At 61.9% G+C, this 16445-nt stretch carries 11 protein-coding genes; 4 read left to right on the top strand and 7 right to left on the bottom strand.

The window, feature by feature from the left end; all coding sequences use genetic code 11:
* The first annotated feature begins 149 nt into the window (after positions 1-149).
* From ACR0BF_RS00470 to ACR0BF_RS00480, 3 genes are all read left to right on the top strand, one after another.
* Positions 150-1049, top strand: a complete 900-nt coding sequence (locus tag ACR0BF_RS00470; protein WP_480624049.1) for a phytanoyl-CoA dioxygenase family protein — start codon at positions 150-152, stop codon at positions 1047-1049.
* A 94-nt stretch (positions 1050-1143) separates the two neighbouring features.
* Entirely contained in the window at positions 1144-4221 is a 3078-nt protein-coding gene (locus ACR0BF_RS00475; protein WP_480624050.1) for a valine--tRNA ligase, read from the top strand.
* Between the two features lie 135 nt (positions 4222-4356).
* The gene (locus ACR0BF_RS00480) at positions 4357-5520 is read left to right on the top strand and encodes a benzoate/H(+) symporter BenE family transporter (RefSeq protein WP_480624051.1); all 1164 of its coding nucleotides are present in this window, start codon (positions 4357-4359) and stop codon (positions 5518-5520) included.
* A 141-nt stretch (positions 5521-5661) separates the two neighbouring features.
* On the opposite strand, the gene ACR0BF_RS00485 is transcribed toward ACR0BF_RS00480, so the two are convergent.
* Both ACR0BF_RS00485 and ACR0BF_RS00490 read right to left on the bottom strand, forming a co-directional pair.
* Entirely contained in the window at positions 5662-6444 is a 783-nt protein-coding gene (locus ACR0BF_RS00485) for a crotonase/enoyl-CoA hydratase family protein (protein WP_209505660.1), read from the bottom strand.
* A 66-nt stretch (positions 6445-6510) separates the two neighbouring features.
* Positions 6511-7581, bottom strand: coding sequence for an SMP-30/gluconolactonase/LRE family protein (locus ACR0BF_RS00490; protein ID WP_480624052.1), 1071 nt, complete (start codon positions 7579-7581; stop codon positions 6511-6513).
* A gap of 90 nt (positions 7582-7671) precedes the next feature.
* On the opposite strand from ACR0BF_RS00490, the gene ACR0BF_RS00495 reads away from it, so the two are divergent.
* A complete protein-coding gene (locus tag ACR0BF_RS00495; protein ID WP_480624053.1) occupies positions 7672-8787 on the top strand; it encodes a pyridoxal phosphate-dependent aminotransferase in 1116 nt (371 codons plus the stop codon).
* A 125-nt stretch (positions 8788-8912) separates the two neighbouring features.
* Here ACR0BF_RS00495 and ACR0BF_RS00500 read toward each other — a convergent pair whose 3' ends face one another.
* The 5 genes from ACR0BF_RS00500 to ptsP all read right to left on the bottom strand — a co-directional run bounded on the left by ACR0BF_RS00500 (position 8913) and on the right by ptsP (position 16438).
* Complete coding sequence (locus ACR0BF_RS00500) at positions 8913-10103, bottom strand: pyridoxal-phosphate-dependent aminotransferase family protein (RefSeq protein WP_480624054.1); 1191 nt, start codon at positions 10101-10103, stop codon at positions 8913-8915.
* A 51-nt stretch (positions 10104-10154) separates the two neighbouring features.
* Positions 10155-10787: a bifunctional 4-hydroxy-2-oxoglutarate aldolase/2-dehydro-3-deoxy-phosphogluconate aldolase gene (locus tag ACR0BF_RS00505; RefSeq protein WP_480507793.1), complete on the bottom strand. Its 633-nt coding sequence runs from the start codon at positions 10785-10787 to the stop codon at positions 10155-10157.
* Positions 10788-10791: 4 nt separating this feature from the next.
* On the bottom strand, positions 10792-12597 hold the full coding sequence (gene edd, locus ACR0BF_RS00510) for a phosphogluconate dehydratase (protein ID WP_480624055.1): 1806 nt from the start codon (positions 12595-12597) through the stop codon (positions 10792-10794).
* A 2-nt stretch (positions 12598-12599) separates the two neighbouring features.
* On the bottom strand, positions 12600-14045 hold the full coding sequence (gene zwf, locus ACR0BF_RS00515; protein ID WP_480473668.1) for a glucose-6-phosphate dehydrogenase: 1446 nt from the start codon (positions 14043-14045) through the stop codon (positions 12600-12602).
* A gap of 149 nt (positions 14046-14194) precedes the next feature.
* Entirely contained in the window at positions 14195-16438 is a 2244-nt protein-coding gene (ptsP, locus tag ACR0BF_RS00520; RefSeq protein ID WP_480473669.1) for a phosphoenolpyruvate--protein phosphotransferase, read from the bottom strand.
* Positions 16439-16445: the final 7 nt, after the last annotated feature.

Genomic DNA, 16445 nt, shown 5'->3' on the forward strand with positions numbered 1-16445 from the left:
CTGCCTTGATGGCGACACTAGCCCTGTGCTTGCTTATGTCCAGCGCCTTGCATGAAAGCGTGTGGCGACACCGATGTCGTAAACAGGATTGCGGGAGCCGCAGAGGGATTCGTAGGCTGTTTTAAGATACAGCCTGCCGGAGGTCCCCCATGCCCGAACCCATTTCCCTGTCACAGGGCCGTCTGGACGCCCCATCGGTCGACGCGTATTGGCAAGACGGGTTTGCCTTTCCCATCACTGTCTTTTCGCCGGATGAGACCGCACAGTTCCGGGCCGAGCTGGAGCAGATCGAGGAGACCTGGCGCGTGGCTGACCTTCCGCTGCCGCTGAACATGTACAAGCGCCTGAACGCCCATGTGGTGATGCCGCTGGTCGCCCGTATCGCATTGGATCCAAGGGTTCTGGACGTCGTCGAAGGAATACTGGGGCCAGACTTGCTGCTGTGGTCTGCGGAACTGTTCATCAAAGAACCACGCACGACCCAGGTGGTGGGAATGCATCAGGACCTGACCTATTGGGGGATGGGCGAAACACCGGATCAGATGACCGCGTGGATCGCATTGTCGCCTGCCACGGTAGCAAGCGGCTGCATGGACTTTGTCAGGGGCAGCCACAAAAACCCGATTCTGCCCCATAACGATACGTTTTCAGACAACAACCTGCTGTCGCGCGGGCAGGAGGTGGCTGTCGATGTGGCAGACGAGGACAAAACGCATATCGAATTGCAGCCGGGTCAGATGTCGCTGCACCATGGCCTAACAATCCATGGCTCGGGGCCCAATATGTCGGACGATCGGCGGATCGGGCTGGCGATCCGGTATCTGAACCCGAACGCACAGCAAAAAGTGGCGGACCGCGATTACGCGGTCTTGGCGCGGGGCGAAGACCGGGTGGGCAATTTCATCCTCATCGAACCACCGACCGAGTTGTTTTCGCAGCCAGCCTTGGCGCTTCATGCCCGCATTCGGGAGGATCAGGCCAAGGCGATGACACAAGGCGCGGCACAAAGCACGCACCTGTACGGAAACGAGGCGACCGGCACGGGGTGACTTCGGCAATCGTCGCCGCACAGGGCCTTCCCCTTCCCGTCTCCATTCGCTATTGCAGGCGCTGACCCGAATTTGTTGACGCAGGACGCATCCCATGGCGATGGAAAAGACATTCAACGCGGCCGAGGCCGAGGCCCGTATCTATGAGGCTTGGGAACAGGCCGGAGCCTTCAAGGCAGGCGCGAACCGTTCGCGTGATGAGAGCTTTTGCATCATGCTGCCACCGCCCAACGTGACCGGCGCGCTGCATGTGGGACATGCCTTTAACCATACACTGATGGATATTCTGATCCGCTGGCACCGGATGCGCGGGTTCGACACTCTGTGGCAACCTGGTCAGGACCACGCCGGCATCGCCACGCAGATGCAGGTTGAAAAGAAACTGATGGCCGAAGAGGGCAAGAAGCGCACCGACTACGCGCGCGAGGAGTTTCTGGCCAAGGTCTGGGATTGGAAGGGGCAATACGGCCGCAAGATTATCGAACAGATGACGCGGTTGGGGAATTCCTGCGACTGGTCGCGCAATGCCTTTACCATGGCGGGCGCGCCAGGTGACCCACGCACCGGGCACGAAAACTCACCCAACTTCCATGATGCTGTTATCAAGGTCTTTGTCGACATGTACGAAAAGGGCCTGATCTATCGCGGCAAGCGACTGGTCAATTGGGACCCGCATTTCGAGACGGCGATTTCGGACCTTGAGGTCGAGAATATTGAAACGCCGGGCCACATGTGGCACTTCAAGTACCCCTTGGCGGGCGGCGAGACATATGAGTATTTGGAAAAAGATGAAGATGGGAATGTGATCTTCCGCGAGGAGCGGGATTATATTTCCATTGCAACCACGCGGCCCGAAACCATGCTGGGCGACGGTGCTGTGGCCGTGCATCCGTCGGATGAGCGCTACGCGCCGATCGTCGGCAAACTGTGCGAAATCCCGGTTGGCCCGAAAGAGCATCGCCGCCAGATCCCGATCATCACCGATGAGTATCCCGATCCCGATTTCGGCTCGGGCGCGGTGAAGATCACCGGCGCGCATGACTTCAACGACAACATGGTGGCCAAGCGCGGCGGCATTCCAATGTACCGCCTGATGGACACCAAGGGCGCGATGCGGGCCGATGGCGCGCCTTACGCCGAGGAGGCGGGCAAGGCGCAGGAATACGCGCGCGGCAAAGCGTTCACCGAGAATGAGATCGACGCGATCAACCTGATCCCGGATCACCTGCGCGGACTGGACCGGTTCGAGGCGCGTGTGAAGGTGGTCGAGGAAATCACTGCTGACGGTCTGGCCGTGATGACCCGCGCGGATGATCCGCGTCTGGGCACCAAACTGGGCGAGGATGACGACCCGGCGGCTCTGGTGCCTTTGGTCGAGAGCAAGCCGATCATGCAGCCCTTTGGCGACCGCTCGAAAGTCGTCATCGAGCCGATGTTCACCGACCAGTGGTTCGTCGATGCCGAAAAGGTCGTCGGCCCGGCGCTGGATGCGGTCAGGGATGGCACGGTCAAGATCATCCCCGAGTCGGGCGAGAAGACCTATTACCACTGGCTGGAAAACATCGAGCCCTGGTGCATCTCGCGCCAGCTGTGGTGGGGGCATCAGATTCCCGTCTGGTATGGGCCACGTGTAGTCGATATTTCCGATGAAGATGTAAATGGTTGGGAGTACGACTACCTCAACCCAGTACATTTCTGTGCGCCGACGCTCGACGAAGCTAAGTCAAAGGCGATGGAGTATTACTACGCAAACGCTGGACCAGATGCTAAATGGGTTGGCGAAGCTGAAGACGCTGGCCATGCTCACGACATTGGCGACGAATCCGGATACATGCTTCCCGTTGCGTTGTGGCGCGATCCCGACGTCCTCGACACCTGGTTCTCCTCCGGCCTCTGGCCCATCGGCACGCTGGGCTGGCCCGAGGATACCGACGAGATGCGCCGCTATTTCCCGACCAGCGTTTTGGTCACCGGCGCGGATATCCTGTTCTTCTGGGTCGCCCGGATGATGATGATGCAGCTGGCCGTGGTGAACGAGGTTCCGTTCCACACCGTCTACCTGCACTCGCTCGTCCGCGACGAGAAGGGCAAGAAGATGTCCAAGACCACCGGCAACGTCATTGACCCGCTTGAAATCGTGGACGAATTCGGCGCCGACGCGCTGCGGTTCACCAACGCCTCGATGGCGGCGATTGGCGGTGTGCTGAAACTCAGCAAGGAGCGCATCACCGGCTATCGCAACTTTGGCACCAAGCTTTGGAACGCCGTCCGCTTTGCCGAGATGAATGAGGTCTTTACCGACGCCGTGCCGCAACTGGATGTGTCAGACCTGAAGCCCAAGGCCGCCGTCAACCGCTGGATCATCGGCGAAACCGCCCGCGTGCGGGAAGAGGTCGACGCAGCGCTGGAAAGCTATCGTTTCAACGACGCGGCCAACGGGCTCTATGCCTTTGTCTGGGGCAAGGTCTGCGACTGGTATGTGGAACTGTCCAAACCGCTGCTGCAAGGCGACGACGCCGAGGCACGGTCTGAGACCCGCGCCACCATGCGCTGGGTTCTGGATCAGTGCATGGTCCTGCTGCACCCGATCATGCCCTTCATCACCGAAGAGCTGTGGGGACTGACCGGCAACCGCGCCAAAATGGTCGTCCACGCCGACTGGCCGACCTACGGCGCGGAACTGGTCGACGCCGATGCGGATCGTGAGATGAACTGGGTGATCTCGGTAATCGAAAACACCCGCTCGGCCCGTGCGCAGATGCGGGTACCTGCGGGTCTCTACGTGCCGATGCTTGTGACCGAGATCGACGCCAACGGCCAAGCCGCATGGGACCGCAACGAGGCGCTGATCAAACGTCTGGCACGCATCGACAGCCTGACTAAGGCGGACGCGCTGCCCAAGGGCACCATCTCGATTGCCGCCCCCGGAGCCTCCTTCGGCCTGCCGTTGGCGGATATAATCGACATCGGCGCGGAAAAGGAGCGGCTGGAGAAAGCCAAGGGCAAGCTGGCCAAGGAACTCGGCGGCCTGCGTGGACGGCTGAACAACCCCAAATTCGTGGCCTCTGCCCCGGACGAAGTGGTCGAGGAAGCCAAAGCCAACCTCGCCGCCCGCGAGGAAGAAGAAGCCAAGCTGAACGAGGCGCTGGCCCGTCTGGCCGAGATCGCCTGATCTTCATCTTTTCAAAAAAACTCATATCCCGAACCCCGCCGCTGATCCGGCGGGGTTTTCTTTTGCGCGTTCAGACCTTGCCCGCCCCTGCCGCCGCTTGTTAGCAATCACCAACCCCAACCGTCCGAGGCTGTCATGACCCAGTTTGCCCCACCGCTCCAGACAGTCTCGACCGGGCTGGTTGTCGCCATTGTCGGGTTCTTCAGTTCCTTTCCTATCGTGTTGCAGGGGCTGGCCGCGATGGACGCGTCTCCGGCGCAGGCGGCCTCGGGTTTGATGATGGCGGCCATCGCAATGGGACTGACCGCCATTGTGCTGAGCCTGTGGTACCGGCAACCGATCAGCGTCGCCTGGTCGACACCGGGGGCGGCGCTGCTGGCGGTGTCCGCGACGCCGGCGCTGGGGTTTTCCGAGGCAACAGGTGCGTTCCTGTGTGCTGGGGCGCTGACGGTGCTGGCCGGGCTCTGGCGGCCATTGGGGCGGCTGGCGGCCGCCATTCCAACGACTTTGGCACAGGCCATGCTGGGGGGCGTTCTGCTGCCGCTTTGCATTCTGCCCTTTCAGGCCGCAGTCGAATTGCCCGCGCAAGCCCTGCCGGTGATCCTGACATGGTTCATCGCAGGCCGGATCAACCGGCTGTTCGCCGTTCCGGCGGCCGTTGCCGCCGCCGCGCTGGTTGTGGTACTGAACGCAGGCGACACCTCGGTGACCCCGGCGCGATGGCTGGCGGCACCGGTCTGGACCATGCCCGGTTTCTCGCTGGCCTCGACCATCGGAATCGCCATCCCGCTGTTTATCGTCACGATGGCGACCCAGAACATTCCCGGCATCGCGGTGATGCGCAGCTTTGGCTATACCCCGGCTCCGGGCAGGCTGTTTTCATCCGTGGGTGGGGCAAGCCTGTTATCGGCTCCGTTTGGTGCGCCTGCCACCTGCCTTGCGGCGATCACGGCTGCGATGTGTTCCAACGAGGACAGCCACCCCGATCCTGCGCAACGGTACTGGTCGGCCGTCATGGGTGGGGTGTTCTATGGTGTATTCGGCATCTTTGCCGTGGCGATTACCGGCTTTGCATCCCATGCCGATCCGCTGTTGATGGGGACATTGACCGGTGTCGCCCTGATCGGCGTGCTGGCCAATTCGATTTTCGCAGCACTTGAGGTTCCGGCCGAGCGTGAGGCCGCGATGCTGACCTTTGCGATCACCGCATCGGGCATCTCGGTCTTTGGGCTGGGCGCGGCGGTCTGGGGCCTGCTGGTCGGCGGGCTGGCCTATCTGGTGAGCAACAGAATCCGGTAGCCGCTTTCGGATCCTGCCCTTGCCAGGATTAATCGCCCCTTGGTTGGTTCGGCAGAACGCAAGGTTGTGATGGCGAAAAACGCCGATTTTGAAATGCGTTACAACATGGCCCGCGATGCACGGCGGGCTTTCATCCGCTGATCATTTGAACTCGGGCTTGCGGCCCTGCATCTGCGCCATCACGACCTCCATCTGATGCGGCTTGCCGATCAGCTCCACCTGCTCGGCGGATTCCGCCTTGAGAACATCCGCGCGGGGCTGGGTTTCGGCCACTTCGATCAGCCGCTTGGCGGCACGGATGGCCGAAGGGCTTTGTCCTGCGATATTCTCGGCAATGGCCAGAGCTTCGGTCAGCGGATCATCTGAAAGCTGCGTGACCAGCCCCCAATCCATCGCCTGCTGCGCACCGATGGGCCGGGCCGTGTAGGTCAGCAGACGCAGAACGTCCGAACGCACAAGCCGGGGCAACAGAACCATGCCACCCATATCGGGGATGATACCCCATTTCATCTCCATCACCGCCAGTTTCGCCTCAGGGTGCGCGATACGGATATCCGCGCCCAGCGCAATTTGCAGGCCACCACCATAGGCGACGCCCTGAATGGCGCAGATCACCGGCACCGGTACGCGACGCCAGATCAGGGCCAGCTCCTGCATCTCGTTGGCATCCTCATGGCTGCGGGTCATCAGCCATTCGGTGGGATCCATATGGGCCATCTTTGCAAAGCTCGCCATGTCGAGCCCAGCGCAGAAGCTTTTCCCCTCGCCCGACAAAACCACGGCGCGGGCGTCCGAGGCGGCGACCTCTTGCCCGGCAGAGAGCAATGCCTTGACCATCGCGTCATCCAGCGCATTCATCTTGTCACCTCTGGTCAGGGTGACATGGGCAACATGGTCTTGATAGGTGACGGATACACGTGACATGGGGGACCTCCCGAAATTCAGTTGCGGCGACCATGCCCGGACGGGACGCCGAATTCCACTGCGACGTCAGGGCAGATCGCTGACAGGCATCCGCCCGAACCAGGGGGAATCGAGCGTCATGACATAGAACTGATCGCCCACGATCCGGCCCCCTGTCGTGATGCCAATACGGCCTTGAGGGTCTTGAAGCGTGCGCAGGATCGTGCCTTCACCATCAAACTGCACCAGCATACCCCGATGGATCGGTGCCGGGCGTACAGCCGGACCCAGCCGCCAGACCACCTTGCGCAGGAAGGGGTACGGCATCAGTGCCTCGGACGGGACACGCGGGCTGGCGAAGGCCATCCAGTAGGTGCCATCACCTTGTGCTTCGAGATTGTCGGGATAGCCGGGCAGGTTGTGCAGCACGACCTCTTGCTGACCGGCTTTGGGCCCGCTGAGCCACAGCTTGTGTACCCGTGCGCGACCGGTCTCGGCGATCAGCAGGAAATCTGCGTCAGGTGAGAGCGCAATGCCATTGGTATAGACGAACCCAGTGGCAATCTTTTCGGTGCGGCCATCGGGTGTGTGACGGGCGACATAGCCTGTATCGGATTGTTCCCAGATGGTCAGGACCGAAGTCGGCTTGGTCCCGCCCATGGTTTCGGGATCGAACCGGTCGGAAGAGTTCGAAAAATAGATCGTGCCGTCCTGCGCCACGTCCAGTTGGTTTGCATAGACCACGGGCGCACCGTCGATATCGGCCACCACGGATTCAAGCGTGCCCGGCCCAGTCCAGCGCATCACGCCGCGAAAGCTGTCGGCAATGTAAAGCGCGCCATCCGGTCCGGCCCTGAGACCCAGAGGACGCCCACCGAGTTGGTCGGCCACAACAGGGTCGGCCCCGTCAATGCGATAGAGCGTGCCAGACCGGCTGGTCGTATAGACCGCGCCGTCGGGCAGGATGGCGATGTCTTCGGGGCCGGTTTCCCCATCGGGCAAGTGGATCAGCTGCGCGGCGTCCAGCACGGTGTTCTCGGCGAAATCCCCTGTGAAACCGGCATCTTCCGGCATCTCAACGGCGACGGGGATAACGGGAACGGGCCAGAACAGAAGATAGGCAAGGCCCAGAAGAACAATGGCAGACAGTATGCGCATTTGCGCTCCTTACTTGTGTTTCAATACGTTCTGACGCGCGGGATGATGTGCGCGCTTGCCCGAAGCTCGGGCTTGGGGTTATCTGCAGGCATGACAGGACCACGATACACCCCGCTTGCCCAATCCCTGCCCGCCACCGTGCCCTTTGTGGGCCCCGAAACGCAAGAGCGTCAGCGCGGCGCGGCGTTCATTGCCCGTCTTGGCGCCAACGAGAGCGTGTTTGGCCCCTCGCCCCACGCGATCCGGGCCATGGAGCAGGCCGCGTCTGATATCTGGATGTATGGTGATCCCGAGAACCACGATCTGCGCCATGCTTTGGCCGAGTATCATGGGGTAACCTCCGAAAATATCGTTGTGGGCGAAGGGATTGACGGGCTTCTGGGTTATCTTGTGCGTCTGATTGTAGGGCCCGGGGATGCGGTTGTGACCTCGGACGGGGCGTATCCCACCTTTAATTATCATGTCGCCGGGTTCGGTGGCGTTTTGCACAAGGTTCCCTATGCCGGGGATCACGAAGACCCGGCGGCCCTGTTTGCGAAGGCGGCCGAGGTGGGTGCAAAGCTGGTCTATCTGGCCAATCCGGACAATCCGATGGGCAGCTGGCATTCCGGCGCGGATATCGTGGCGGCGATGGACGCCCTGCCCGACGGGTGCCTGCTGATTCTGGATGAGGCTTATGTGGAATGCGCGCCAGTTGGGACAGCGGCACCCGTCAGCGCAGACGACCCTCGCGTGATCCGGATGCGGACATTTTCCAAGGTCTATGGCATGGCGGGCGCACGGGTTGGCTATGCCATGGGAGCGCCCGACCTGATTGCAGCCTTCAATAAGGTGCGCAATCATTTCGGCATGAACCGCGCGGCGCAGGCCGGGGCGCTGGCCGCGTTGCAGGATGGTGCGTGGCTGGAGCATATTCAGGCGCAAATCGCCGAGGCGCGTGAGCGGATAGCAACGATTGCCCGCGAAAACGGGTTGGAGCCGCTGCCCTCGGCCACCAATTTCGTGACGATTGATTGCGGGCGGGATGGGGATTTTGCCCGAGCGGTTCTGGAGGCTCTGGTTGCGCGGGGCCTGTTTGTCCGGATGCCGTTTGCAACGCCCCAGAACAGGTGCATCCGGATAAGCTGTGGTGAAACAGCAGATCTGGATGCTTTCGCGGCCGCCTTGCCCAAGGCACTCGCGGAAGTGCGGGCAAAGACGGACTAGCGCTGGTCTGTCTTGCCATCGGGTCAAAGGGGGGCTGTCTGCCCCCATCGCGCAAAGCGCGATTCCCCCCGAGGATATTTTTGGCCAGATGAAGGGGCGGATCAGCGCTGTTCGTCTGAGGCGTGTCAGGCGGCCAGGACGGCAGCGGCGGCCTCGAGCGCGCCTTTGCCACGGGGGACGTCAAGCGCGACCATGGCCGTTTCCATACCGCCCAGCATCGCCATCACCATTTGCCCGTTGACATGGCCCATATGCCCGAGGCGGAAACAGCTGTCGTAATCCTCCATCCCGAGGCCAATGCCCAGTGTCAGGCCCAGCTGATGTTCAGTGAACGCGCGCAGGGCCGTGCCGCGCCCCCCGTTCAGGCGCAGGGCAGTGACGGCGTGACTGCGGTAGGCGCGGTCGGCAACGTTCAGATGCAGCGCGCCGCCTTCGGCCCATGTTTCGCAGGCCGCCCAGATGGCAGTAGCCAGACGTTCATGGCGGGCCCAGACCTGTTCGATCCCTTCCGCATGGATCAGGTCGAGCGCGGCGCGCAGACCATAGAGGTGATGCGTCGGCGCGGTACCGTCGAAATACTGGTAGAACAGTTCAGGGTTAGCGCGCGGCTGCCAGTCCCAATATCGTGACACACGCGGCATGGCGGCCCGCTTGGCCTGTGCTTTGTCGTTGAAAAAGACAAAGCCTGTGCCTGCGGGGGTCATCAGGCCTTTCTGGCAGGCGGTGACCGTGACATCGACGCCCCATTCATCCATCTCGAACCGGTCGCATCCCAGCGAGGCGATGCAATCGGCCATCAACAGCGCCGGGTGGTCCAGATCGTCGAGCAGTTTGCGCAGCGCCGGGATATCGTTGCGGATCGAGCTTGATGTGTCCACATGAACCGCGAGAACAGCCTTGATCTGGTGGCCTTTATCCGCGCGCAAAGCGTCGGCAATCCGGTCGAGATCCCAGGCGGATGAGGTGCCGAAATCGATCAGTTGCACCTTTGCCCCGATGCCTTCGGCCATCTCGGCCCAGCCATGGGTGAACCGGCCCGAGGCAGGAGCCAGAACGGTTTCGCCGGGGGCGATCACGTTGGACAGAGCGGCCTCCCACGTGCCGTGACCATTGGCAATGTAGATGGCAACGTCATGGCCTGTGCGAGCAACCCGGCGCAGATCGCGGGTCAGGTCGGGCATCATGTCGATGAGCGCGCCATCGTAGATATTGGGCGACGGGCGATGCATCGCCTGCAGGACCGCGTCCGGCATCACCGAGGGGCCCGGGATTGCCAAATAAGTTCGCCCCTGGGAGAGGGCAGATGTCTGTGTCATGGGGTCAGCCTGTCTGAGGTGACGCCCACATTACCGAGGGGCTTCGCGGCGTCAATCCGCCAGCTTTGATGCCTCGCGCGCAAGTGTTTCGATCCCGGCCCAGTCACCGCTTTCGACCATCTGCTTGGGCGCGACCCAACTGCCACCGGCGCAGACCACGTTGGACAGGGACAGATAGTCACGGGCGTTGGACGGCGACACCCCGCCTGTCGGGCAAAAGCTGATCTGCGGCAGGGGCGCACCGATTGCCTTGAGTGCGGGCGCGCCGCCCGAGGCCTCGGCCGGGAAGAATTTCAGCATGTCATAGCCTTTTTCCAGCAAAGCCATCGCTTCGCTGGCCGTGGCCGCGCCGGGCAGCAACGGCAGGCCCTCGGCCTCGCACGCCGCAATAAGCACGTCGGTTGCGCCCGGAGAGACGCCGAACTGCGCGCCCGCCTCTTTGGCGGCGCGGACGTCTTCGGGTGTGACCAGCGTACCTGCGCCGACCACGCCGCCGGGCACCTTGGCCATCGCGCGGATCGCGTCGAGCGCGGCGGGCGTGCGCAAGGTGACCTCGAGCGCTGGCAGACCGCCGGCGACCAATGCCTCGGCCAGCGGGCGGGCCTGCGCGACGTCATCGACAACCAGAACCGGAACGATCGGGGCCAGTGCGCAGATTTCACGGGTGCGTTGGGATTTGGACATGAGGTTAAACTCCGAAAATGCTGGCACCGGTGTCGGCCGAGCCGACATTCTGGCGGAACGCGCCAAAAAGATCGCGCCCTGCGCCGTGTTGATTGGCGGATAGATCGGTGGTGACGGGCGCGCGGTCCAGAACGCCTGCGGTGAGGATTTCCAGATCACCCCTGACCGCGTCAACGCGCAGGATGTCACCGTCCTGAAGGTATGCAATGGGGCCGCGGTCGAGCGCCTCGGGGACAACATGGATGGCGGCGGGCACTTTACCGGAAGCGCCAGACATGCGGCCATCGGTGACCAGCGCCACTTTCTGGCCCCGGCCCTGGAGGATCGACAGCATGGGCGTCAGCGAGTGCAGTTCCGGCATCCCGTTGGCCTTGGGGCCTTGAAACCGGACCACGACGATGACGTCACCGGTGAATTCTCCGGCTTTGAACGCGGCTTTCACCTCATCCTGATCGTGGAACACCCGCACGGGCGCTTCGACGACCTGATGTTCTGGCGCGACGGCTGATACTTTCATGACCCCGGTGCCCAGATTTCCGGTCAGGCGCGACAGGCCGCCGGTGGGCTGGAACGGGTCGCGGGCGGGGCGGACAATCTTGTCATTCAGGCTGTGGCCCGCGCCGTCTTGCCAGGTCAGCTCACCATCGATCAGCTTGGGCTCGCGCGTGTAATTGTGCAGGCCCTGCCCGGCAACGGTCAACGTATCGGGGTGCAGCAAACCTTCTTCGAGCAACGTGCCAATGGTGAACCCAAGTCCGCCTGCGGCGTGGAAGTGATTCACGTCGGCCAGACCGTTGGGATAGACCCGCGCGACCAGCGGGACCACGGCGGAGATATCGGAAAAATCCTGCCAGTCCAGAACGATACCACCAGCGCGCGCCATGGCAATCAGGTGGATCAGCAGATTGGTCGAACCTCCTGTCGCCATAAGGCCGACGATGCCGTTCACAAAGGCCCGTTCGTCGAGCACCTGATAAACAGGGGTATAGCTGTTTCCCAGCGCACTGAGCGACAGGGCGCGGCGCGCGCCCTCTTGTGTCAGCGCGTCGCGCAAGGGCGTGTTGGGATTGACGAAGCTGGAGCCCGGAAGGTGCAGGCCCATGAACTCCATCAGCATCTGGTTGGTATTGGCGGTGCCGTAGAAAGTGCAGGTGCCGGGGCCGTGATAGGCGGCCATTTCGGCGGCCATCAGTTCGTCGCGCCCGACCTCTCCGGCAGCGAATTTCTGGCGAACCTTGGCCTTTTCGTCATTGGGCAGACCGCTGGTCATTGGCCCTGCGGGCAGGAACACGGCAGGCAGATGCCCGAACGCCTGCGCGCCGATGATCAGACCGGGGACAATCTTGTCGCAGACGCCGAGGAAGACTGCCGCGTCATAGGTGTTGTGGCTGAGCGCAATGCCAGTTGCCAGAGCAATCACGTCGCGTGAAAACAGCGACAATTCCATCCCTGCTTCGCCCTGGGTGACACCGTCGCACATGGCTGGCACGCCACCTGCGACCTGAGCAGTACCTCCGGCGGCGCGGATCGCATCGCGGATCAGGGCGGGGTACCTTTCAAAGGGCTGATGGGCGGACAGCATGTCGTTATAGGCGGTGACAATGCCCAGATTGCCCGCCGTGCCGGTGGCCATGGATTGCTGGTCTTCACCCGCACCCGCATAGGCATGGGCCTGACCACTACAGGACAGGTGCGCACGAGCGGGGCCCTTGGATCTGGCCTGTTCCATCCGGTCGATATGGGGGCCGCGCAGATCGGCGCTGCGGTCGATGATCCGTTTGGTGACGTCGGAAATGACAGAGTGAACCATGATTACCCTCCGATCTGACGCCAGCGACGCCCATCGCGATGCATCAGCATCAGTGCTTCTTCGGGGCCTGAACTGCCCTGATCGTACTTGGCGGGTTTGTCCCCGCGCTGTTCCCAGCCGTGAATGATGGGATCGACCCAGGCCCAGGCGGCCTCGGCCTCGTCCCCGCGCATGAAAAGGGTCTGATCGCCCCGGATGACATCCATGATCAGGCGTTCATATGCGTCCGGGGATTGCGAGTCATCACCCAGCGCGTCGGCAAAGCTCATGTCCAGAGCAACATCGGACAGGCGGAACCCGCCCTGCCCCGGTTCCTTTATCGTCGTGCGCAGGGTGATGCCTTCGTCTGGTTGCAGGCGGATCACCAGCACGTTGCCGTGCAACGGGCCGACATTGGGAAAGATCGTGTGTGGCGGGTCGCGGAAGAACACCGCGATTTCAGAGGCACGTGCGCGCAGGCGTTTGCCTGTGCGCAGGTAGAACGGCACCCCGGCCCACCGCCAGTTGCCGATATGGACCTTGAGCGCAATGAAGCTTTCGGTGCGGCTGGCGGGGTTGCCAACGTGATCAAGGTATCCGTCACCGCCCTTGCCCGTGCGATATTGACCACGGGCGATATCCCTGGGTTCGACCGGTTCCAGCGCCTCGATCACCTTGACCTTCTCGTCACGCACCGCGTTGGGAGAGAACTTTGACGGAGGTTCCATCGCGGTTAGGCACAGCAACTGCACCAGATGGTTCTGGATCATGTCCCGCATCGCGCCGGATTGATCGTAATAGGCCCCGCGCCCTTCGACCCCGACGGTTTCCGCCACGGTGATCTGCACATGGTCGACATGGGTCGAATTCCAAAGCGGCTCGAACAGGGAATTCGCAAAGCGCAGCGCCATCAGGTTCTGCACGGTTTCCTTGCCCAAATAATGGTCGATCCGATAAATCTGGTGTTCCTTGAAACACGCCCGCAAGCCTTCGTTTAGCGCCCTGGCCGAGGCAAGGTCATGACCGAAAGGCTTTTCAACAACGATGCGACTGTCCGGCGTGGCCAGACCGGCGTCATGCAGGCGCTGCGCAATGCCCGAAAACAGGCTGGGACCCACCGACAGGTAAAAGGCCCGCACCACGTCGGGGCGCAGCAGCTTGGACAGATCGGACCATCCGGCATCGCCCAGTGCATCCACCGGCACGTATTCAACATGAGACAGGAACCGGTCCAGCGTGTCCTTTTTGAACTTTGGTGCGAATTCCTGCATCGATGCGCGGACCTGATCGCGAAATTCGTCGCTGTCGATATCCGAGCGCGCCGTGCCGATGATCCGCGCCCCATCGGGCATCTGGCCAACCTCGAACCGATGGTACAAGCCCGGCAAGATCTTACGTTGCGCCAGATCCCCGGTCGCGCCGAACAACACAAGATCGAACGGCTCTACCGGAATTACGCGTGAAACCATCACAGGCTCCTTCTCGAGTTTGCCGATATCAGTTCAGCACGGCATGAAACGGCTCTGCGGCACACTGTTACCGCTAACATTGCCTGCGTGATAGAAAGCCTGCGCGAAAAAATCAAGCATAGTTTCCCCAAAAAGCGAGGTTTTGAGGGCTATACCTGACTGCGCAGCCATTCCATCACGGCCGGACGTACGGATTGTTCGCCGCGATGGCGCGCGTCGGCGATGATTTTTCGCACCTCCATCAGGTCGCACCGCAGCAACAGGCTTTTGACCGGACCAATCGACGCCGGGCGCATAGACAGGGTGCGAATACCCATGGCCGCAAGGCACAGCGCCTCGACCGGACGGCCCGCATCCTCGCCACAGAAACTGAGCGGAGTGTCCGAAAGCCCGCAGCGTTCGACAATGCGTTCCATCAGGCTCAGGAAACTGACATTCAACGTGTCATAGCGGCGGCGGACCAGTTCATTTTCGCGGTCAGCGGCAAAAAAGAACTGCTTGAGGTCATTCCCACCGATCGAGATGAAATCGACTTCGTCAAAGAACTTTTGCGGCGCAAAGGCCAGTGAAGGGGTTTCCAGCATCGCGCCGACTTCAAGCGTTTCGGGCAGAACGTGGCCCAGTCGCTTTTCGCGTTCGATGGTTTTGTTCACTTCCCAGCGGGCTTCGCGATATTCCTCGGCCTGCGCGACAAAGGGGAACATGACGGTCAGCGGGCGACCATTGGCGGCGCGCAGAAGGGCCTGCAACTGCATCCGCATCACGCCGCGTTTGTCCAGACCGACACGAATGGCGCGCCAACCCAGGGCCGGGTTGGGTTCGGCCACGTGTTTCATATAGGGCAGTACCTTGTCCGACCCAATATCGAGCGTGCGGAACACCACCCTTTTGTCGCCCGCAGCATCCAGAACCCGCTGGTACTGAGTGACCAGCTCGGACCGTTTGGGCATCTTATTGCGGATCAGGAATTGCAGCTCGGTTCGGAACAGGCCAACACCCTCGGCACCTGACGTTCCCAGCGATGGCAGGTCGGCCATCAGACCCGCGTTCATCACCAGATTGATACGCGTTCCGTCGCGAGTGACACAGGGGGTTTCGCGGATCGAGGCATAGCGTTCCTGTGCCTTGGCCTGCATCGCGATTTTGTCGCGGAAGGCGCTGACCACGCTGTCTTCCGGACGCAGGTGAACAACGCCCTGATCGCCATCCACCAGCACGTGGTCGCCGTTCAGCGCTTCGGTCGTGATCCGGCCCACATGGACCACCAGAGGGATCGCCAGCGCACGGGCCACAATGGTGGCGTGACTGCCGACTGAACCTTCTTCGAGGATGATCCCCTTCAGCGCCCGACCGTATTCCAACAGGTCGCCGGGGCCGATATTGCGCGCGACCAGAATCGGATCGGGTGGCAGATCGGCGCTGTCGGTTTTTCCCTGCCCGGTCAGAATGCGCAACAAACGGTTGCTGAGATCGTCAAGATCCGCCAGCCGTTCGCGCAGATAGGGATCAGACACCTGCCCCATCCGGGCGCGCGCCTGGGATTGTTCTTTCTCGACCGCGGCTTCGGCGCTGAGCCCCAGGGCAATGTCCTCTTCCATCCGGCGCATCCAGCCTTTGGAATTGGCAAACATCCGGTAGGCTTCCAGCACCTTGAGCTGTTCGGTGTCACCATCCCGGGAAATTTCGAGCATCTTGTCGACGCCGACGCGCAGCTCTTCCACCGCCTCATTCAGACGTTCGCGTTCCCGGTGCGGGTCTTCGGCAATCGGATTGGTAACAACCACACGGGGTTCATGCAGCCAGACATGGCCTTCGGCGGAACCTTCCTGCGCCGGGCCGCCGCGCAACAGAACCGATTGCTGATGCCGTGGCGACAGGGCCGCGCCTTCGCCAACAAAGGCACCCAGTTCGGCCATTTCGGCCAGCACCATGGCCACCACTTCCAGCGCATAGATCTCGTCAGCGGAAAATTCACGCGCTTTGCGGGACTGGACAACCAGAACACCCAGCTTTTCCCCAAGGCGCTGCACCGGCACGCCGAGAAAGGACGAAAACCGCTCTTCCCCGGTTTCCGGCATATACCGGAACCCTTTTTCAGACGGCGCGTCCGGGGTGTTGACCACCTTGCCGGTCTTGGCGACCCGGCCCACCAGCCCCTCGCCCATGCGCATCCGGGTCTGGTGTACCGATTCCGGCGCAAGCCCTTGGGTCGCACAGAGTTCCAGGGTCTCTTCATCGCGGAACAGATATATCGAGCACACTTCGCTGCGCATGCTGTCGGCGATCAGATGAGTGATCTGATCAAGACGCTCCTGCCCAGCGGCTTCGCTGGCCATCGCCTCGCGCAACCGCCCCAGCAGCTTGCGGGATTCTGTTTCCGTGCCGTCTGCCATGGCCCAA

This window comes from Ruegeria sp. AG7 (assembly GCF_056541545.1).